Source organism: Enterococcus sp. FZMF (assembly GCF_030263915.1).
Lineage (GTDB): Bacteria > Bacillota > Bacilli > Lactobacillales > Enterococcaceae > Enterococcus_D > Enterococcus_D casseliflavus.
The window spans coordinates 816063-837684 of record NZ_CP127160.1; the positions used below are offsets into that span (position 1 = coordinate 816063).

A 21622-nucleotide genomic window follows, 5' to 3' on the forward strand; every position below is an offset into this window, starting at 1 on the left:
AAATACACATTATATAGTACGATAATAAAAAACGAGCACAATATGTTGTGTTTTAGAAGGTGAGGAAAAGAAATGGAATACAAAAAACAAACGATTGAGAAATTGAACGAGGATATCAAGTTGTTCCAAGAAGTTTCGGCGATCACACCAGAAATGACCCAAACATTTGAGGGAATCGCTCGTTTGATTATGCTGGATCGTTATTCATACAAGGATCAAACCCATCAAACATTGTGTAAGGATGATTTGGTGATTTTGACAACGAAAGCTGATCCTAAATATCCTGCGCGAGGAATCGGTGTGGTGAAAGCAATCGATGGGGAACTAGTCTCTATCGAAGTGGAAGAGGCCTATCGCTCAGCGTTAGAAGATATTGATGAACAAGCGAGTGGACTTGTTAAAAGAAGAAAAAGTGACATTGAAAAACCGTTAGAACTCTTTTTTGAGCAAGTGGCGCATCGTGTAGCCAAAGGGATTTCTGCCAACGAGGCCCATGACCAGGAGCGCTTCTTTGAGGCGTTTTACCAACAAATCGTGGCGCAAAACCTAATTCCCGCAGGCAGAGTACTTTATGGAGCAGGAACAAATTCTCAAGTTACCTACTTCAATTGCTTTGTGATGCCTTTCATCCATGATTCCCGAAAAGGGATTGCTGTTCATCGACAAGAAGTTATGGAGATCATGAGTCGAGGTGGCGGGGTTGGAACCAATGGGTCGACCTTGCGACCAAAATCAAGTGTGGTCCACGGTGTCAGTGGTCGGTCTTCTGGGGCAGTTTCTTGGTTGAATGATTTGGCAAACTTGACGAACCTTGTCGAACAAGGAGGTAGCCGCCGTGGAGCGCAGATGATTATGATGGCAGATTGGCATCCAGATATTTTTGCGTTTATTCTTTCTAAAATTCAAAATCCTGCTGTATTGCTTCACCTAAAAAAAACAATCACAAATGCGACGATCAAACAACTGATCAATGAAAAACTGCAATTTGACCCTCTGACAAAAATGGAAGAAAGAATGTTCACTTATCTAGCACAACTGCCTGAATCGTCAGATAAGGAACATAATGAAATGATCCAAAAGGCAAAAGAAAAATTGCGCATAGGTGGCAGCTATACGGTGAAAGAAAGTGATTTCTTAACTGGCGCGAATATCTCAGTCTGCTTGACAGAAGAATTCATGGAAGCAGTGAAGACAGATGGGTGGTATGAGCTACGCTTTCCAGATATCGACAATTATTTAGAAGCAGAAATGGCGCAATATGATGCAAAATGGGCTGAAGTCGGGGATGTGCGAGAATGGGCAGCTTCTGGCCATAAAGTCAAAACCTATCAAAGGATCAAAGCTCGTGAGTTATGGGAGTTGATTACTTTTTGTGCAACATATTCTGCTGAGCCTGGTATTTTCTTTATCGATAATGCCAACAAGATGACGAATGCTACAGCATACGGACAAAAAGTCGTGGCAACCAATCCGTGCGGTGAACAGCCCCTAACCCCTTATGCGGTCTGTAACTTGGCAGCCATCAATCTCGCAAACATGGCGGATCGCCAAAAGGGCACCGTTGATTTTGCCAAACTAAAAGAAACCGTGAAAACAGCGGTTCGTTTCCAAGACAATGTTATTGACGTAACGCCTTACTTTTTTGACAAAAATGAGCAGCAGGCGAAAGGGGAAAGACGTGTTGGATTAGGGATCATGGGCTTGGCAGATTTATTGATCTACTGCGGGAAAAAATACGGATCGGCAGAAGGAAATCAATTCGTTGATCAAATTTTCGAGGCAATGGCAGTCACTGCCTATGAGGCATCCATTGAATTGGCGAAAGAAAAAGGCAGCTTTCCCTTCCTGATTGGAAAAAATGACCAAGAGACGCAAGCGTTGCGGAAGAAATTTATCGATACAGGATACATGAAAAAAATGCCAGCGCACATCCGCGAAGGCGTGCTGCGATTCGGTATTCGCAACTCTCATCTTTTGACTGTTGCGCCAACAGGATCGACAGGCACGATGACGGGAGTTTCAACTGGTTTAGAACCTTACTACTCCTTTTCTTATTTTAGAAGCGGTCGACTAGGTAAGTTTATTGAAATCAATGCGGAAATCGTTGACGAATACCTGATGGATCATCCTGAACGAACCAAAGCGGAGTTGCCGGCATGGTTCATTTCCGCTATGGAGTTGACGCCCGAAGAGCATGTCGGTGTGCAATGCACCATACAACGCTGGGTGGATAGCTCCATTTCAAAAACGGTCAATGCACCAAAAGGATATACAGTAAGCCAAGTAGCCAAGGTTTATCGAGATCTTTATGAAGGAGGAGCCAAAGGAGGGACTGTCTATGTAGACGGCAGCCGAGATTCACAAGTACTTACCTTAGAAGCGGTTGAAAATGAGCTGACCGCACAAGTTGAACCGCTGTCTGTCGTTCAAGTAAATGAACCCGTCGCCTCTGGTGAAATCTGTCCCATCTGCCATGAAGGAACCATTGAGGAAATCGGTGGCTGTAGTACCTGCACAAACTGTAAAATCCAATTAAAATGCGGGCTCTAAGAAAAAACGAGATTGATAAAATAATTCTTATCCGCATATTGGATAGAAAAACGATTAGTATTTTGACTATTGGAGAGGAAGAAATAGATGAAAAAAGTATTTGTCGTATTCATGCTAGTGAGCACATTACTCGTCGCTACAGGATGCCAACAGGCAAGTGTAACGCCAGAAAGCACGCAGCAAAGTTCCTTGAAGCAAGAACAAGGAACAGCTACGATCGTCATCCAAAATCAAGAAGCTGTGACCTCAAAAGAAGTAACATTCCGAGAAAATGAGTCGCTGCTGGAAGTAATGAAAGAAAACTTTGCGATCAAAGAAAAAGATGGCTTTATCACCTCTATCGACGGCATCAGTCAAGATCAAAAAGCCAATCTATTTTGGGTCTATACCGTCAATGACGAAATGACCGATAAAGGGGCACAAGCGTTGTTTTTAAAGAACAATGACACCATCACATTTGATTTGAAAGCATTCTGATTTGCTTGATTCTAAGGATCTTTATTGGTGCAAAAGAACTTGCACATAAAGATCTTTATCTATAAAGATAGACCCTTGCGTTGATTTTGGAGGCAGTTTTGCATTCAAGTTCTATTCAAGAGTCTATTCCTGTTTTTCTATCATAGTTTGGAGTGGTGGCTTATTTTATTTTAAAATTGGAATAATAGAAATAAAGATACCATTACATACATAAGTTTTAGCCATGATGTTTCTTTCGTATTTTGGCTTTCGTTCCTATTTTTTGTAGAAAATAATTTTTTTATAGTAGAGTGGAAATGGACAAAAATTTGATTTATCCGTTAGCTTAAGTGGCTAACGCTTCTATTCTCTAATATATGGTTTTACTTACTATTTTTCTTGCGATTGTTTCCCAATCTGCTTGTTGTTCATAAAAACAATGTTATCATTGTATCATCAGATGTGGGTGGCGAACAGTGGTCTAAAACATGAGCGTTGATTACAAATAAGATTTTTTCGTTCTCGTTGTTTATTGATCAGAAAAGGTAGGAGGAGAATAATGGTTGAGGTACTTTTGATGTGTGGCGTTAGTGGTGCAGGCAAAACCACTTACTCAAAACAAAAAGAGCAAGAAGGCTATGTAAGATTAGCAATAGATGAATTGATTTGGGAAGACTATGGCGTTTATGGTGTTGATTACCCTTCGGAGAAATATGCAAAAGTTTCTTCATTATCTTCAGTTAAATTGAAAGAGCTTACAGTAAAGGCTGTTCAAGAAGGAAAAAACGTAGTTGTCGATTCTAGTTTTTGGGCTAAAAGTCACCGAGACGCTTATAGAGAACTACTGGCAGCATATGATGTGACGATTAAAGTAATCTATCTAAAAGCTGATTATGATACTTTACGAAAACGATTAGCGATCAGAAATAAAGTCCAAACTGCAAATTCCGCTTTTCCTATTACAGAAGAAATCCTTCAACGGTTTTTTTCAGGATTCGAAGAACCGGTAAATGAAGATGAGGTAGTGATCGAGCAAAAGAATATATGAAGTAGCATCAAAACGTTTTTTACTCTTTTTCAATACAATTAGTCTTATTACTGTGCAGGACACGAAGGACAGTCATGCTAGAAGCAAAATAGTGATTGGCAATTTCTTTTCTTGTTGCATTTTTCAATAGAAGAAATAATTTAGCGGTGACCACCCCAAATGAAGAATAAGAGCAGCTATTACGAAATTTGTATCCAATTGCTGATGAGAGGAATTAGATCAGCCAAAATTGTAAAAGAGGGTAAGAAATAGGAGAACTATTTTAAAAAGACGATCGTCCCCTCAGAACCTTCAGAATGCAAATAGAATAAAATCAATTGATTGTATAGGTGAGTTATGAAAGTTCAGTATAAACTAATTTATCTTTTTATATTATTTATTTTGATAGGGTTAGTTATAATTGGAGATCCTACAGATATTTTTTATTTAGTGTTAAATTTTTCTCTTCCTGTGTTATTTATAGTTTTTAGATTGTTTTTTTCTGATGTGAAAAACAGGAAATTGTTTTGGCAAAAAAGGTCCCATACTTTGGAGAGCAAAGAAGAAAAATAAATAAAAACATTTTAAATCTATTTTTTATAATAGGATTAGTATGGTTTATGTATTTAGTTTATCAATACCTGAATTAAAAAAACAAGGGACATGACATAGGTTAACTAGTTATGCTCCTTGTTTTATGGTATTACGATAATTAGTGTTAGTGTAATATCCATGGATTTTTTGAAGAATATATGGAGATAATATAAGTAGGGGTTCGCGCCACGATTTACCTGTTCATTGGGTGTCAAACCCACTGACTAAAAGTTAGGTAATTTGAAGAAGTAAGATTTCTTATGCGAAAAATAAATTTATTTATGAGTATAGTAAGTGAAAATAGCGTTCAAATAGAGTATAATATGAGTATAAAAAACTCTTTTTGGGGGTGCGTTATGAAGAAGGAAAAAGAAAGAATTCAGATTGCGGTTGAAAAAGATCTAAAAATGGAAGCAGAAGATATTTTACATGATTTAGGAATGAATCCCACTACGGCAATTACTATTTTTTATAAACAAGTCATAGAAAAAGGGGGATTACCCTTTGAGGTAAAACTTTCTGAACAAACAAAGCAAGCTAGGCGAATTGCTAAGTTAGCGAAAAAATCTACTAATGTGACGAGGATAGATGATAATAAGGCTTTCGAGGCTTGGTTGGATGAAGATGAATAAAATAGTTTCAATGTATGTGGCTTATGTGGGTAAACCAGAAGGAAAAAGACGACCAGTTTTGATTATTGAGAATAGTGAAAATGAAGTTCTTTTTTATGCGATTACAAGCAAGTTTGAACACAAATCAGAGCACATAAAAAAGCTTTATTTTCATATCAATGATTGGCAAGATTCAAATTTAAAAAAAGAGTCTTGGATTGACACAGGAACGTTATTCGTTCTTTCCAAAGAAAAAATAGATTTTAAATATAAAGATATAGGGGAACTATCTCAGAAAGATTTGAATCGTTTAGAAGAGTTTCTTAAGGATCGCTCTTAGAAGAATGAACAGCATTAAAAATACACTACCTTTTCATTTGGACTAGGTAGTGATTTTTTTGATTTCATATCTAATTTGTAGTGGTAATAGTGAGAAAAAAATTACTGTAAAGGTTTTTGAACTAGCGAAGCACTCACTGAATTTATACAGAAGCTATTACTTCCACAAATTATCTGACTCAGTTAATTTATGGAAAAACGAAGCATTTCACGTGCAAAGAGTTCAGTCATCTCGTAGAAAAAAACTTTTCGAAAAGCATAGCTCTTACATACATCATTTAATAAGAAACTTTTTTACAGCAAGGCATTTCTTCTTATTCACTTGGCAATAAATTAATTATAAACAAAAAAATGGAACAGCATAAATGTTTTCGAAATGCTTTCGCACCAACATTTACCTGTTCCGTGGGTTTGGCACCCAATGGGCCGTGAGGGGCTCGAACCCGCGACCCGCTGATTAAGAGTCAGCTGCTCTACCAACTGAGCTAACGGCCCGTACCAAAAGTACTTCATTATCTTAGCACTCCATTGTTGAAAAATCAATCATTCTTTTGAAAAAAATATGCGCTTTTTTCAGTTGAGAAACTGGCGTCATCTTAATAAAACACCATTTGTTTCCCAAATTCAAATGATAGGAAATTCTTAAAAGATTGATCAGATTGCTTTAAAAACTCAGAAAACCGTGATAAAATGTATCTAGTTATCAAAACTAGATGATTAGTTTGTGATAATCTAACCTTCTGTTCGTCAAAATGGAGGATGACATGGAAAAACTACAAGCAGACATGAAAAATTGGGGCAATTCATTGCTGAAATTCCATCTACCGAGATGGGAAGAATTGCCAACGCTGGAACTGTATATGGATCAGGTAATCACATTGATCGATCAATATTTATCGCCGGTGATCCAAACGGAAAAGCATCCGCTATTGACCTCTTCCATGGTCAATAATTATGTCAAAAAAGGGATGATTCCAGCACCAGAGAAGAAACGTTACAATCAAAAGCATCTCGCATTTTTGATTGCGATCACGATGCTCAAGCAAGTGCTGACGATTCCTGAAATAAAGACGGGGATCCTTTTTCAAGGGGAAGTTGTCGGCATCAGAAATGCCTACAATGTATTTTGTGAAGAACAAGAAAAAGCGATCCACCTTGTCGGCAAAGAAGCGATGGGAGAACCCGAACAAATGACGTCGGAACCGATCCCAATTGAATTAGTAGCCATGAAAGGTGCGACGCGTTCCTTTGCCAACAAACTATTGGCAGAAAAAACGATTGAATTAGAAGTCATTTATTTAGACACACATAAAGGAGAAGCCCATGAATAAAGAGAAAATTGCCCTATTAGTTGATTCAGGTACCGATGTTCCCGCACAGATCATGGAGCAATACGGCATGTATATGCTGCCATTGCAAATTATCTACAAGGATCGGACCTATACTGATAAAGTTGATATTACTGCGGAAGAAATCTACGAGCGCTTGCCGCAAGAGATCCCTAGTACCTCGTTACCTGACGGTGCTGCGATTGGGGAAATCTTTGATCGGATCAAAGCCGATGGGTATGAGAAAGTCTTTGCCGTAACCATCTCCAGCGGATTGAGCGGAACGTTTAACGTCGTTCGCCTGTTAGGTGAACAACGGACGGATCTTGAGGTTTTCGTGCTTGATACGAAAAATATCGGAATCGGTGCAGGGCTGCAAGCGATTCGTGCAGCAGAACTGTTAGAAAAAGGCGTGACTTGGGAAGAACTGCGGGCACAATTAACGAGTGAAGTGCCGAAAAACAAAGTCTTTTTCAACGTAGCTACCTTAGAGTATTTACAAAAAGGCGGCCGCATCGGTCTGGTTGCATCCATCTTAGGCAATGCCTTGAAATTGAACCCAATTATCTCTTGTAATGAAGAAGGGATCTACTATACGGTCGCAAAATCTCGTGGACGGAAGAAAAGCTTGGACAAAACCGTTGACTTGATCAAGCAATTCATCGGTGATCATCGCCATGTGCGTTTAGCTGTGGCGCAAGGTGATGCACTGCAAGAAGCCAAAGAAATGAAAGCACGATTAGAAGCCGAATTTCCTAAGGTCAAAGAAATCTTATTTGGACAAATTTCTCCCGCATTAGTCGTCCACACGGGTCCTGGGTTGTTAGGGATCGGTATCCAGCTTTTAGAAGAGTAAAAAAGAAAGGCCCCTTGCCTTTCTTTTTTTTGTGCTTTCCTTAAGAATGAGGCTGCGGTTTTTGGGAAAGATGAAAAGCCCGTTTAAATAATGTATAATAAGTAAGAAACCAAAAAAAATTGAGGTGACATTTTTGAAAAAGATCCTAGTCGTGGACGATGAGAAACCAATTTCTGATATCGTCAAATTTAATTTAACCAAAGAAGGATATGAAGTATATACCGCCTATGATGGAGAAGAGGCATTAGAAAAAGTAGCCGAGGTCGATCCTGATCTGATTTTGCTTGATTTGATGCTGCCAAAAATGGATGGGTTGGAAGTTGCACGGGAAGTGCGCAAAACCCATGACATGCCGATCATCATGGTCACAGCCAAAGATTCTGAAATCGATAAAGTACTAGGCCTCGAGCTTGGTGCGGACGATTATGTAACCAAACCATTTTCAAACCGGGAATTGGTGGCCCGCGTCAAAGCCAATCTGCGTCGCGGCTCGGCAGCTGCGAAGGAAGCAGACGATAACGCCAACAGCGAATTAACGATTGGTGATTTAACCATTCATCCTGATGCGTACATGGTCACTAAAAATGGTGCAGCCATCGAATTGACGCACCGAGAGTTTGAATTGATGCACTACTTGGCAAAACATCTTGGTCAAGTGATGACCCGGGAGCATTTATTGCAAACGGTTTGGGGTTATGACTACTTTGGTGATGTTCGGACCGTTGACGTGACGGTGCGTCGTTTACGTGAAAAAATCGAAGACAGCCCGAGCCATCCAAATTATTTGGTTACTCGTCGCGGAGTGGGCTATTACTTGCGGAACCCAGAACAGGAATAAGCTATGAAAAATAAAGTTCGCTTTTTTCAATCGGTGAACTTCAAAATCGCCCTGACTTTTATCTTGATCTTATTGATTGCGATCCAGATTATCGGGGCGTATTTTATTCGCGAATTGGAAAGAACAACGGTCGATGCCTTCAAACGCGACATGGAGGCACGTGCCAGCACGTTAGTGGTAACATTAGGCTCTGAATTGAGTCGCATGGATAATGATGACGGTTTAGATTGGGATTCCATGAATGCTTCCTTGAATCGAATCTTAACGAGTACCAACTCATCGGAAATTTTGGAGATGCGGGTGGTGGATGAGCAAGGGATCATTCGTGCAACCACCAATATCAATGATCGTGGCTCGGTGGGAGAAAAAAATGATTACCGTGATTACGATACGAACCGCAGTGAAGTCCTCTATGATGAATCCAGCGGCCAGCGGGTGTTCAATATCGTGCAGTCGATCCAATCACCGACAGGGGATACCGTTTTAGGAACCCTTTATTTACGGAGCAATCTTGAGTCAAAATACAATGAAGTCAGTACGACTGCGGTCATTTTTGTGACAGCCTCGCTGATTGCGGCAGTGATTTCGATCATTGTGGCACTATTGGTCTCTCGTTCCATCACCCAACCGATCGGAGAGATGCGCGAACAAGCGATTCGCATCGCCAAAGGAGATTATAGCCGCAAGGTCGCGATTCATGGAAAAGATGAATTGGGGCAACTGGCGGAGACCTTTAATCAACTAGGAGAACGAATCGAAGAGACTCAAGAGGCGATGGAATCTGAGCGAAACCGCTTGGACAGCGTCTTGACTCACATGACAGACGGCGTTGTTGCCACCGACCGACGAGGCAAAGTCATTACCATCAATGAGATGGCGATGTCCTTGTTAAATGTCAGCAACGAAGAAGCGATCGGGCAGTCGATTTTGACGTTATTGGAAATCGATGAAGAATACACGTTACGAAAGCTTTTGGAAAATCCTGAAGACATGCTGTTGGAGCGTCCTAGCAATGATTTGACGGGAACAAATATGATTTTGCGCATCGATTTCTCCATGATTCGTCGGGAGTCTGGCTTTATTTCTGGGTTAGTTGCGGTGATGCACGATGTTACAGAGCAAGAAAAAAATGAACAGGAACGGCGAGAGTTCGTTTCCAACGTTTCTCATGAGTTACGGACACCATTAACGAGTATGCGCAGCTACATCGAAGCGTTGAGTGAGGGTGCTTGGAAAGACCCAGAAATTGCGCCGAACTTTTTGAAAGTGACGTTGGATGAAACGGATCGAATGATTCGGATGATCAATGACTTGTTGAGTCTGTCGCGGATGGATAGCGGCAATTCGCAACTGCAGCTGGAATACATCAACTTCAATGAGATGGTCAATTTCGTGTTGGATCGTTTTGACATGATGGTGACGAATGAAAGCAAAAAATACTTGATTCGTCGGGAGTTCACTAAACGAGAATTGTGGGTGGAAGTCGACACCGATAAAATGATCCAAGTGATCGATAACATCATGAATAATGCCATCAAATATTCGCCAGATGGCGGGATCATTACGGTGAAATTGATGGAGACCCATAACAACATCGTACTTAGCATCAATGACCAAGGACTAGGGATTCCGAAAAAAGATCTCACGAAGATCTTTGATCGTTTTTACCGAGTCGATAAAGCTCGTGCCCGTCAGCAAGGAGGTACTGGCTTAGGATTGGCGATTTCACGAGAAGTCATCAAAGCTCATGGCGGTGCGATTTGGGCGGAAAGTCGAGAAAATCGCGGGTCAACATTTTACATCATGTTGCCGTATGAACCGTATGAGGAGGATTGGTGGGTATGAGAATCTCAGAAAAAATCATTCGTGTAGGCTTGATCGTAATGATCGCCTTGAGTTTTTATTTCTCCTATATGATTTGGCTGAATCCGACTGGGTTCAACAATGCCAGCACGGAAACAGATACCGGCGTCAATCCTTCGGTTCAAACCTACAAACAAAAAAGCGATTTGTTTTTGCCCCTGTATTTGACTTGGAATGACGAGGACGCGATCAAAGAAACCAACTCTGAAGCGGTGATTCGAGAGATCCAAGAGGTGATCAATGAGGCAACGATCAGTGATTTGACGCTGCGGACCTATGGCGAGGAACAAGCTTTTTCAAAAGCCCAAGAAGTCAATCAAGGGGTGTCCTTAAACTACTATACGACGTTTTACTTGAAAGATTATGAGAAAACCTTTGAAAAAGAGCTGTCCTTAGAGGACGAAAGTGAAACAGAGGATTTTCCGTTTTCCCGCATCCAGTTTGACCTTGAAGAAAACACGATCCAATTTGTTGATTTTACCCATCAACGAGTGGTGCGAGGCAAAATCGACTGGGACAAAACCCAAGTAAAACACTTACTAGCAGACAACCCTCGGGAATGGACGACAATGGTGGCAGATGAAGAACGATCCAGCAAGCAATATTATACGCAGGATTCGATCAAGCTGAAAAAATACAGCTACTATTCTTCGACCCAATCTCAGAGCTTGTTTCGAGAAGCCTTTTTCAGCAATCCTAAAAACGTCAAGATCAATGATGAAAGTGTCGATACCTACTATTATGAAGGTGGGCAAAACATGACGGTCTTGCAAGATCAGCAGCAAGTCAAGTTTGAAACCACCACAGATGGTTCCGATGAAACGGACCTGGCGATGTTGAGTGCGGATTATATTATTCGTTTAGGCAACAATTTTGGGACGATCCGCTATTTTGATCAACAAGATAAGCACTTGGATTATCGGGTTTTCGTTGAAGGCTATCCAGTCTTTAGTACGGGTGGTCAAGGGGTGATCAGTGTGGCTTTTTCAGAAAGTGGTCAGACCGGCAGTCGGGAAATGACGATTTCTGCCAGTTTGAACGCGATTCAAGTGCCGATTCCTTCTGAAACCGAGATTGAATTACCCTCTAGTTTGTCGGTCAAAAATGAGCTGATTGCGGCAGGGGCTGATCCTGAATTATTGCAACAGATCATCGTTGGCTATCAATGGGGGGAGATCAAAGATGCACCACTCGTTGATTTGACGCCTGCTTGGTATGTCAATTATGACTCGTCTTGGATCAGTTATGATGCATTAATGACAAAATTAGCAGAAACGGAGGAGAATTAATTGGATTTTAAACGAATCGAATGGATTTTTTTCCTCGCTTTTCTTGGTCTGAACGTCTTTTTATTCAATGTTTACAGTGAGGCTCGCAGCGAGCATCAGATGGTTTCACAATCAAACCAAACGATTCCTATCGAACAACGCCTCGAGTCTGAGGACATTCGGTATTCTGGCGAATTATCAGATGAGGTCTTGAGTGGCTATTATTTGAGCGGTGAACAGACGGATTTTGATGTGGAGCTACGAAATCCGCAACTCAATACGCAGTTCAAAAGAGGGTCGACGGTCAAAGGTCAGCAGTTGATCCATGTCTCAACCAATGGCTTTTACATCAGTGATGATTCCCAAACGGAAGAAACCGTCAATGGTTTTTTGCAACGAAAAGATCAAGTCCTGTTTGGGGATGAATATGACTATTTGGAAAACCTCTCTGTCTTGAACGCCAATCATCCGACCGTGGTGGCGGTTCAATCCTATGAAGGCATTCCTTTCAATGACAGCTCAAGTCGAATCGATATCACCTTAGAACAAACGGATGATCTATTGCAGATTGCTCGTTACACACAAACACATATCTCCAATATTACGCCTCTAAGGGAAAAGATGACGGTCTATTCAGAAAAAGAAGCAGTAAATACGCTTTATCTAAACAACAAGCTGCCGAGTCACTCGAAAATTCTCTGGACGGAATTAGCCTATACGATGATTTTGAAGGTTAGGGAAAAAAATGTGTACATTCCTGCATGGTTTATTGCGTTCCAATTAGATGGCGATGACACCATCCAAATCGAAACGGTCAATGCCTTTAGCAATCGGATCATCACGAATAATGCCGTTCAAAAGGTAGAAAATCCATAAAAAAGCGGGTATAATGGAACTCGTTGAAACAACCAGAGAGGAAGTCACGTAAACCATGATGAAGGAAAATGCCTTTCAAGTAAGTATTCTAGCCAGCGGAAGCTCAGGAAATTCGCTCTATATCGAAAGCAATAAAAAGCGGATCTTAGTGGATGCCGGTTTGAGCGGCAAGAAGATCACTTCATTATTGGATGAAGTAGGGCGTAAACCAGAAGATTTGGACGCCATTCTTGTGACCCACGAACATCGAGATCATATCCACGGTGTCGGAGTACTGGCGCGAAAATACAAACTTGATGTCTATGCGAATACAAAAACATGGCAAGCGATGGATCCAATGATCGGTAACGTCGCTGTCGAACAAAAACATATCTTTGAAATGGGAAAAGTGCTGACCTTGGGTGACTTGGACATTGAAAGCTTTGGCGTCTCTCACGATGCTGCAGCGCCGCAATTTTATCGTTTCCATAAAGACGGCAAATCATTCGTGATGTTGACGGACACCGGTTATTGCAGCGATCATGTGCGAGGCATTATCAAAGGCGCCGATGCGTACCTTGTGGAAAGCAACCATGACCTAGAAATGCTGCGAATGGGCCCTTACCCATGGAGCCTCAAACAGCGAATTCTTGGAGATCGTGGTCACTTATCGAATGAAGATGGCGCTCTGGTCATGACGGATATCTTGACCGACAATACCAAACGGGTCTATCTTGGTCATTTAAGTAAAGAAAACAACTTGAAAGAGTTGGCGCACTTAACGATGGTCAACACCATGAAAGAACATGATCTAGGTGTTGGAGAAACATTTGAAGTCTATGATACCGATCCTGACAAAGCGACGGAGTTATTTGCAATCTAATCGATCAACAAAGGATAAAATTGTCGGGTGGAGGCAGCAGGTATGTTTGATGAAGAAAAAATCAAGCGTCTGAACGAGCTTGAAATGGCTGTTTATAAGTACATTGTCCAGCATTTTGAAGAGATCGATCAACTGACGATCCGCGAATTGTCAGCTGCATGCCATGTCTCGACCTCGACGATTTTACGATGTATCACGAAATTAGGCTATCGCGGGTATTCAGAGTTAAAGTATGCGATCTGTCAAAAAAAGGAACAAGATGCACGAGCGTTTGATCTTTTCTATGATGCAACGATCCAAGTCAATACATTCTTAAAAAAAGTCAATAATGAAGATTACCGTAAGTTTATCCAGCCAGCGGTAGAACTTATTCTTTCCGCACGCCATGTGACGTTTTCAGGTATCGGCACAAGTGGCATTCTTGGCACCTATGGCAGCCGCTATTTTGCTAATTTAGGCATCAATGCCTATAGCATCGTCGATCCCTTTTTGCCAGTACCGCCTCGTGGGATGGAAAATACGTTAGCGATCATTTTATCAGTTTCGGGGGAAACCATTCAAATGATCAAGCAAACGGAGGACTTCAAACGGTATGGGGCAAAAGTACTCAGTATCACCAATGATGAAAAATCGACGATCGCCCAAATGGCAGATTACAATATTTCCTACTATATGCCCGTCGTCAGTGGGGGAAAAGAAGTCGATTTGAACCTGACGACGCAAGTCCCGGTGATTACACTGATCGAACTTTTAGCCCATCAAGTCTACAAGCAAATCTAAGTGATCGTAAAAAAACAGCTTCGGCTGTTTTTTTTGTTGGAACATGTTTCATAACTTAGAAAAGCTATAGGCAAGGGGAATATTATCCATTAAGATTTGTTTGTAAGCGAATTCACTGGCCAGTGGATAGAATTTTATTTTAGGAGTGATGTGAGATGAACGAATGGATCAATGAGAAATTATTACCCCCAATATTAAAATTTGTCAATACGAAAGCAATCACTGCATTAAGAAACGGTATGCTCTATACGATGCCCTTTTCAATCGTAGGATCGATTTTCCTATTATTAGCAAACTTTCCCGTCCAGTCGATTGCGGATTGGGTAACGAATAGCGGCTTAGGTGAATACTTCAACCAAGCCTATGGCGCCTCTTTTGCAATTATGGCCTTTTTCGCCGTAATGGGCATCGCCTATTCATATGTAAAAGCAGAAGGTTACGAAGGACTCCCTGCAGGAATGATTGGTTTAGTTATTTTCTTATTAACTATGGAGTCAAGTGTGACGGATGCTGAAGCAAATGTGACCATCGCAAATGTCATTGATAAGACGTGGACCGGTGGACAAGGAATGATCAGTGCCATCTTAGTGGGACTTTTTGTGGGTTGGGGCTATACGTGGTTCTTGAAACGCGACATCCGAATCAAACTGCCAGAGCAAGTACCCACCAATGTCGCAAACTCATTTACAGCATTGATTCCAGCCGCTGTTTTGACGACCATCGCATTAGGCATTTATATTTTCTTTGATAAAGTTTTTCAAACAACCGTGGTCGAATGGATCTACACTGTGATTCAAAGTCCAATGCAAGGGGTGACGGATTCCCTTGGTGGCGCAATGATGCTAGGCTTCTTAGTGCCATTTTTGTGGTTCTTTGGGGTTCATGGTTCGACGATCGTGGGCGGGATCATGGGACCAATTTTACAAGCCAATTCACTAGCCAATACGGCTATTCTTGAATCTGGTAAAGCATTGACATTAGAAAATGGCGGACACATCGTGACCCAGCAGTTTTTGGATCAATTTATGACGGTAACTGGCGCAGGAATGACGATTGGGATCGTGCTATACATGGTGGCTTTTGCCCGTTCGGCGCAGTTCAAACAATTAGGACGTCTTTCCTTGATCCCGGCATTCTTTAATATCAATGAACCAATTATTTTTGCGACACCGATCGTCATGAACCCAATCATGGTATTACCATTTATTTTGACACCGATGGTTTCAGGCGTGATCACGTATTTTGCACTTTATACCGGTATCGTACCGCTATTTACTGCTGTGCAAGTTCCCTGGACGACTCCGCCGATCATTTCAGGTTTTCTAGTAGGTGGCATTCGGACCGCTATTTTACAATTTGTTGTTTTAGCAATCGGCTTCTTTATTTACTATCCTTTCATTCGTAAGGTCGATAGTTTGAACTATAAACAAGAAACAGAGATCGTTTAATACCAAGGAAGCAGGTTGAATAGAAATGAATAAACTAAGAAGCGATTTTTTATGGGGTGGCGCAATCGCTGCTCACCAATTGGAAGGCGGCTATCGTGCGGGTGGAAAAGGCGTGAGTGTCGCTGATGTCATGACTGTCGGAGGCAACGGAATTCCTCGCCGAATCACGGAAGGTATCCAACCGGGCGAAAGCTATCCCAATCATGAAGCGATCGATTTTTATCATCGGTATCCTGAAGACATCAAGCTTTTTGCCGAATTAGGGTTGAAGTGCTTCCGAACATCGATTGCCTGGACCCGTATTTTTCCAAAGGGGGATGAGCGCGAGCCGAATGAGGAAGGCCTGGCCTTTTATGATCAATTATTCGATGAGTGTTTACGCTATGGCATTGAGCCAGTCATTACCCTGTCTCACTTTGAAATGCCTTATCGTTTAGTGACCGAATACGGAGGTTGGCGTAACCGTAAGTTGATCGATTTGTTTGTCCGCTTTGCAGAAGTTTGTTTTACGCGCTATCAAAAGAAAGTGAAGTATTGGATGACCTTCAATGAAATCAATAATCAAGCAAACTATAAAGAAGATTTTGCGCCATTTACCAATTCTGGTCTGTTCTTTACGGAAGGAGAAGACCGAGAAAAAGTCATGTACCAAGCAGCTCATTACGAGCTCGTTGCCAGTGCAAAAGCGGTGGCGCTAGGACATGCAATCAATCCTGCGTTTCAAATCGGATCGATGATCGCGATGTGCCCAATCTATCCGTATTCTTGCGATCCCAAAGACATGATGGCAGCTACGGTGGCCATGCAACGGCGCTATTGGTTTTCAGATGTTCATGCCCGTGGGCACTATCCGAGTTATATGCGCAGCTATTTTGAAAGAAAACAATTTGATTTAGATATCATCCCTGAAGATGAAGCAGCTTTGGCAAAAGGTTGTGTTGACTACATTGGTTTTAGCTACTATATGTCTTTTGCGATCAAAGGCAAGGAGAATGATCCAACCTATGACTATGATGAGAGCCAAGATCTGGTGGACAATCCTTATGTCGATGCTTCTGAATGGGGCTGGCAGATTGATCCCGTAGGCTTGCGCTATGCCATGAACTGGTTTAACGAACGCTACGAATTGCCGCTTTTCATTGTAGAAAATGGCTTTGGTGCGGTGGATACGGTGGAAGAGGATGGACAGATCCATGATGACTACCGTATTGACTACCTGAAAGCCCATATCGAAATGATGAAAGAAGCAGTAGCTTATGATGGCGTCGACTTATTAGGTTATACACCGTGGGGCATCATTGATTTGGTTTCTGCGGGGACAGGGGAAATGAAGAAACGCTATGGTGTGATCTATGTGGACAAAGACAATGAAGGAAATGGAACCCTTGCTCGTCAGAAGAAAGATTCATTTGCATGGTATCAGCAAGTGATTGCGTCCAATGGCACGAAGGTCTAAAGAAAAAACGTTACGCAAAATTTCTGCGTAGCGTTTTTTCTTTAGGGCATTTGGATATAGCCGTAATGAAGCAATAACTGAATAATAATAACTAAAGTGTTCATTCCCACATGGGTGATCATGGAAGTCCAAATACTGCCGGTCAAAGCATAAAGCCCAGAAAAGAACAGTCCTAAGAAAATATAGACTAAGAGATGATTGTCATTGTGGGCAAAGGCAAAGGCTACGGCGCTGACCACTACACCAACCCAAACATTGCTGTATTTCCCAATGATGCCAACTAAGGCTCTGCGGAAGACAAATTCCTCCATAATTGGCCCACCGACCATTGCTGCGAGAGCAAAGAGTGGGTTTTGCACCACGATGGCAATGATGTTTTCGGTATTTTGCGAAGCGCTGACTTCTCCGAAAAAGGATTCGATAAAGATGGCTAGATTTTGCAACAAAATCGCTGCGACAATGCCGGTTAGCCCGTAAATAAGAATCGCTGAGACTTTGGTTTTTTTGTGTTCAAACGATAGCGGTTCTGTTTGTTTGAAATACAAGAAAAACATGATCGCTGCACCAGCTAAGTAACCGATCGTTGTTGCTGCTACTTGATGTCCGCTAGGGACGAAGGCGATCGGTAGAAAAAAGACGATGCCGTAAGTAAGAATCGTGGACAAAGAATATTTTGATAAAGACATAGTTGTTTCCTCACACTCCTTTGCTTCATTATAGACTAGGTTGCTTCTAGAAACAAAAAATCCTACTATATTTATCAATCAATTAGAAATGCAAAAAAAATTTAGCAAAAGGCTTGCAAAAATTTGGGAAAATGAGTAATATTGAAACTGTAAGTTAGCACTCGATACAAGAGAGTGCTAATGCTAAATTCTATAACATTCATTGGAGGGATTTATCGTGTTAAGACCATTAGGTGATCGTGTGATTATCGAAGTCGCAAAAGAAGAAGAAAAAACTGTAGGCGGAATCGTGCTTGCATCAGCAGCAAAAGAAAAACCACAAACGGGTACCGTTATTGCAGTCGGCGAAGGACGCACGCGCGAAAACGGTGAAAAAGCTCCTGTTGCTGTCAACGTTGGCGAACAAGTAATGTTCGAAAAATACGCTGGCACAGAAGTGAAATATGAAGGAACAGAATATTTGATCGTTGCTGCAAAAGATATCATTGCAGTAGTAGAATAAGAAAAATAAAAAATACTTGAGGTGATGAAATCATGGCAAAAGAAATCAAATTTGCAGAAGACGCACGCGCAGCAATGCTTCGTGGGGTAGATAAATTAGCAGATACAGTAAAAGTAACCTTAGGCCCTAAAGGTCGTAACGTGGTTTTAGAAAAATCTTACGGTTCACCATTGATCACAAATGACGGTGTAACGATCGCTAAAGAAATCGAATTAGAAGATCATTTTGAAAACATGGGCGCAAAACTTGTTTCTGAAGTCGCTTCAAAAACAAACGATATCGCTGGTGACGGAACAACGACTGCTACGTTATTGACACAAGCAATCGTTCGTGAAGGATTGAAAAATGTCACCGCTGGTGCGAACCCATTAGGTATTCGTCGTGGGATCGAAATGGCAACAAAAGTGGCTGTAGAAGAGCTACACAACATTTCATCAATCGTTGATTCAAAAGAAGCAATCGCACAAGTTGGTGCTGTTTCTTCTGGTAGTGAAAAAGTTGGTCAATACATCGCTGATGCGATGGAAAAAGTCGGCAATGACGGTGTTATCACTATTGAAGAATCAAAAGGGATCGAAACAGAATTAGATGTTGTGGAAGGAATGCAATTTGATCGTGGTTACTTATCACAATACATGGTAACTGACAACGATAAAATGGAAGCAGCGTTAGAAAATCCATACATCTTGATCACTGACAAAAAAATCTCTAACATCCAAGATATCTTGCCATTGTTAGAACAAATCTTACAACAATCAAAACCATTATTGATCATCGCTGATGACGTTGATGGCGAAGCATTACCAACACTTGTATTGAACAAAATCCGTGGAACATTCAATGTTGTTGCAGTGAAAGCACCAGGATTTGGTGACCGTCGTAAAGCAATGCTAGAAGACATTGCGATCTTAACTGGTGGTACAGTGATCACTGAAGACTTAGGTCTTGAGCTGAAAGATGCAACCATCGATAACTTAGGTCAAGCAAGCAAAGTGGTTGTGGATAAAGACAACACAACAATCGTTGAAGGTGCTGGTGAAAAAGAAGCAATTGACGCACGCGTTCAATTGATCAAAAACCAAATCGCTGATACAACTTCTGACTTTGACTGTGAAAAACTACAAGAACGCTTAGCAAAACTTGCTGGTGGGGTTGCAGTGATCAAAGTTGGGGCACCAACTGAAACTGAATTGAAAGAATTGAAATTACGTATTGAAGATGCATTGAATGCAACACGTGCCGCTGTTGAAGAAGGCATGGTCTCAGGTGGGGGAACTGCCTTAGTGAATGTCATCAACAAAGTTGCAGAAATCGAAACAGATGGCGATGCAGCAACAGGTGTCAAAATCGTTTTACGTGCCTTAGAAGAACCAGTTCGTCAAATCGCTGAAAATGCAGGCTACGAAGGTTCAGTTATCATCGACAAATTGAAAAACGCTGACTTAGGCGTTGGTTTCAATGCAGCAACTGGCGAATGGGTAAACATGCTAGAAGCTGGGATCGTTGACCCAACAAAAGTGACGCGTTCTGCATTACAAAACGCAGCTTCTGTTGCCGCATTATTGTTAACAACTGAAGCAGTCGTTGCCGACAAACCAGAACCAGCAGCGCCAGCAGCTCCTGCAATGGACCCATCAATGGGTATGGGCGGCATGATGTAAGCAAGCCTTGAGAACTCCTCTTTTGAGGGGTTCTTTTTTTGTGCGATCTAAAAATGCTTCAACACAGAAAAAGACAAAAAACCTTTCTTCTTAGTATTCTAAGCACCAAAGAATTGGTTCATTGCTTGAATAAAAGGAGAAAGGATTGGTAGATATAAGCTATCTATTTGTCTTGTAAAGGCAGCGTGTTTTCTAAGGGACGTCAATTACAACCGTTCCCAAAATCCCTGCGCAAAACCAGTAATAAATTCGTAGAGAGCCGGCAGTATCACCGAAATACATAAAACGACAAAGACCATTTTCTGAACAGCAGTTAATTGTTTGAGGAAATGGTTTTTTGTGAACAATAAATACGCGATACAGATAACGGCAAGCAGCTGCAATAGATCAAATAAAATGGACAAGAAAATCACCTTTTCTGATTAGATTGAATGGACGATAGAATGATGGATTCTCTCAACATAGAGCAAAGAGTTGAATGATATGGTTCTGAGAAAACGTGAAGATCAACGTTTATAAAGAAACGGTATTTCGACTCCAAAGAATGCGAAGATCCCGCTTAAAAGAAAGTAAGTCAATAAGCCTAGATAAAAAAGGACTTTCCAATTCAATTTCTTTTTCATTCGATCCACTCCTTTTGTGTATCATAGCATAAAAAAACGATAATATAAATAAATAATCTAAAGATGCAAATTTGCATTTTTTAGTAAGTGTAAGCTCTCTCAAGCTACATTTTCGCTATCTTGAAAAACCTGAGCTAAAATAGAAAGAGGAACAAAATCATGGCTCACTTTGATTTTTAAATGAACAACGAGTCGAAAGAAGGAGACATTTCTTTGAAAAAACTATGGATAAAACGCAAAAAGAAGCAAAACGAAAATGAATTATTAACGGAACAGTCCGTTCAAGTCGAGCAAAGTCAAACGAGAGAAGAGCTGCAAGAAGAAGCGGAATTTACTTCTTTTTTTGCGGATGTCATGAAGCGAATGCCGAAAAAATCGGCTGCCCTGGTGATGAAAGGCTATGACGGATCAAAAGCTCAGGCGGAAAAAGTGTTAGCGAAAAGCAAGGATCAATTTGATCAGGTGTTTGAGGAGTTTTTGGTCGGCGTAGATGATGAAACGCGGAAAAAAGCCCACCGCACGATCCATGCGGCTTCTTTGACGGCGGCGATCATCGGCTGTTCACCGATTCCCTTTTCAGATGCAGTGTTACTTGTGCCAGTTCAAATGACGATGATGGCCCGTTTGTATCGTATTTTTGGGCGAACATGGCGTGAAGGGTTAGCGAAAAGTATTTCGAAAGAGCTAGTCGTTGTGAGTTTTGGTCGCAGTGCCGTTGGCAATATCTTGAAATTTGTTCCAGCAGTCGGCACCGTTGCTGGAGCTGCAATCAATGCCAGTGTGGCTAGCGGTATTACCGAAGCATTAGGCTGGGTGACTGTCAAGATGCTGAATGATGGGGAAGATGTGTTTGAGCAAGTGATGTCCTTTAAAGGCCAATTTCACACGCTGTTCAATGCGTTGAAAGTTGGCAAGAAATCTAAGTGAGACAAACAGAAGAAGAACGAAGCAGGTCCAGACGACTTGCTTTTGTTGCTTCTTTTTCTTCACAGCAAATA

Annotated in this window: 19 protein-coding genes and 1 tRNA gene; 18 read left to right on the plus strand and 2 right to left on the minus strand. The window is 41.3% G+C overall.

The window, feature by feature from the left end:
* Positions 1-72 precede the first annotated feature (72 nt).
* The 5 genes from QN079_RS04010 (at position 73) to QN079_RS04030 (ending at position 5578) form a co-directional block, all read left to right on the plus strand.
* On the plus strand, positions 73-2550 hold the full coding sequence (locus tag QN079_RS04010) for a vitamin B12-dependent ribonucleotide reductase (protein WP_289230407.1): 2478 nt from the start codon (positions 73-75) through the stop codon (positions 2548-2550).
* Between the two features lie 87 nt (positions 2551-2637).
* Positions 2638-3027, plus strand: a complete 390-nt coding sequence (locus tag QN079_RS04015) for a DUF4430 domain-containing protein (RefSeq protein WP_016610514.1) — start codon at positions 2638-2640, stop codon at positions 3025-3027.
* Positions 3028-3565: 538 nt separating this feature from the next.
* Entirely contained in the window at positions 3566-4054 is a 489-nt protein-coding gene (locus QN079_RS04020) for a P-loop nucleotide/nucleoside kinase family protein (RefSeq protein ID WP_034868317.1), read from the plus strand.
* Positions 4055-4983: 929 nt separating this feature from the next.
* Entirely contained in the window at positions 4984-5259 is a 276-nt protein-coding gene (locus QN079_RS04025; RefSeq protein WP_005225277.1) for a type II toxin-antitoxin system RelB/DinJ family antitoxin, read from the plus strand.
* A complete protein-coding gene (locus QN079_RS04030) occupies positions 5252-5578 on the plus strand; it encodes a type II toxin-antitoxin system PemK/MazF family toxin (protein WP_289230408.1) in 327 nt (108 codons plus the stop codon). The genes QN079_RS04025 and QN079_RS04030 overlap by 8 nt, the downstream gene beginning before the upstream one ends.
* Positions 5579-5999: 421 nt before the next feature.
* On the opposite strand, the gene QN079_RS04035 is transcribed toward QN079_RS04030, so the two are convergent.
* Positions 6000-6072: transfer RNA gene (locus QN079_RS04035), tRNA-Lys, on the minus strand.
* 269 nt (positions 6073-6341) lie between these two features.
* Here QN079_RS04035 and QN079_RS04040 point away from each other — a divergent pair.
* The 10 genes from QN079_RS04040 to QN079_RS04085 all read left to right on the plus strand — a co-directional run bounded on the left by QN079_RS04040 (position 6342) and on the right by QN079_RS04085 (position 17152).
* Complete coding sequence (locus QN079_RS04040) at positions 6342-6908, plus strand: DUF1836 domain-containing protein (protein WP_289230409.1); 567 nt, start codon at positions 6342-6344, stop codon at positions 6906-6908.
* A complete protein-coding gene (locus QN079_RS04045; protein ID WP_289230410.1) occupies positions 6901-7761 on the plus strand; it encodes a DegV family protein in 861 nt (286 codons plus the stop codon). Before QN079_RS04040 ends, QN079_RS04045 begins: the two co-directional genes overlap by 8 nt.
* A 133-nt stretch (positions 7762-7894) precedes the next feature.
* Complete coding sequence (yycF, locus tag QN079_RS04050; RefSeq protein WP_010747607.1) at positions 7895-8599, plus strand: response regulator YycF; 705 nt, start codon at positions 7895-7897, stop codon at positions 8597-8599.
* Between the two features lie 3 nt (positions 8600-8602).
* Entirely contained in the window at positions 8603-10444 is a 1842-nt protein-coding gene (walK, locus tag QN079_RS04055) for a cell wall metabolism sensor histidine kinase WalK (RefSeq protein ID WP_289230411.1), read from the plus strand.
* Complete coding sequence (locus QN079_RS04060; RefSeq protein WP_201705810.1) at positions 10441-11751, plus strand: YycH family regulatory protein; 1311 nt, start codon at positions 10441-10443, stop codon at positions 11749-11751. Before walK ends, QN079_RS04060 begins: the two co-directional genes overlap by 4 nt.
* Positions 11752-12606: a two-component system regulatory protein YycI gene (locus QN079_RS04065; protein ID WP_005225285.1), complete on the plus strand. Its 855-nt coding sequence runs from the start codon at positions 11752-11754 to the stop codon at positions 12604-12606.
* A gap of 55 nt (positions 12607-12661) precedes the next feature.
* Positions 12662-13468 carry an MBL fold metallo-hydrolase gene (locus QN079_RS04070; RefSeq protein WP_005231151.1) on the plus strand — a complete coding sequence of 269 codons (807 nt, stop codon included), beginning with the start codon at positions 12662-12664 and terminating at the stop codon, positions 13466-13468.
* A gap of 42 nt (positions 13469-13510) precedes the next feature.
* Positions 13511-14248: a MurR/RpiR family transcriptional regulator gene (locus QN079_RS04075; RefSeq protein ID WP_289230412.1), complete on the plus strand. Its 738-nt coding sequence runs from the start codon at positions 13511-13513 to the stop codon at positions 14246-14248.
* A gap of 155 nt (positions 14249-14403) precedes the next feature.
* The gene (locus tag QN079_RS04080) at positions 14404-15696 is read left to right on the plus strand and encodes a PTS sugar transporter subunit IIC (RefSeq protein WP_005225288.1); all 1293 of its coding nucleotides are present in this window, start codon (positions 14404-14406) and stop codon (positions 15694-15696) included.
* A gap of 25 nt (positions 15697-15721) precedes the next feature.
* Positions 15722-17152, plus strand: a complete 1431-nt coding sequence (locus QN079_RS04085; RefSeq protein WP_289230413.1) for a 6-phospho-beta-glucosidase — start codon at positions 15722-15724, stop codon at positions 17150-17152.
* 41 nt (positions 17153-17193) lie between these two features.
* On the opposite strand, the gene QN079_RS04090 is transcribed toward QN079_RS04085, so the two are convergent.
* Positions 17194-17838, minus strand: a complete 645-nt coding sequence (locus tag QN079_RS04090) for a CPBP family intramembrane glutamic endopeptidase (protein ID WP_005225290.1) — start codon at positions 17836-17838, stop codon at positions 17194-17196.
* Between the two features lie 217 nt (positions 17839-18055).
* Between QN079_RS04090 and groES the strand changes: the two genes are divergently transcribed.
* The 3 genes from groES to QN079_RS04105 all read left to right on the plus strand — a co-directional run bounded on the left by groES (position 18056) and on the right by QN079_RS04105 (position 21551).
* Positions 18056-18340 (plus strand): co-chaperone GroES, encoded by a 285-nt coding sequence (groES, locus tag QN079_RS04095; protein WP_289230414.1) that lies wholly within the window; start codon positions 18056-18058, stop codon positions 18338-18340.
* Between the two features lie 32 nt (positions 18341-18372).
* Entirely contained in the window at positions 18373-20001 is a 1629-nt protein-coding gene (gene groL / locus QN079_RS04100) for a chaperonin GroEL (RefSeq protein ID WP_289230415.1), read from the plus strand.
* Between the two features lie 803 nt (positions 20002-20804).
* Positions 20805-21551, plus strand: a complete 747-nt coding sequence (locus QN079_RS04105; RefSeq protein WP_289230416.1) for a YcjF family protein — start codon at positions 20805-20807, stop codon at positions 21549-21551.
* Positions 21552-21622: the final 71 nt, after the last annotated feature.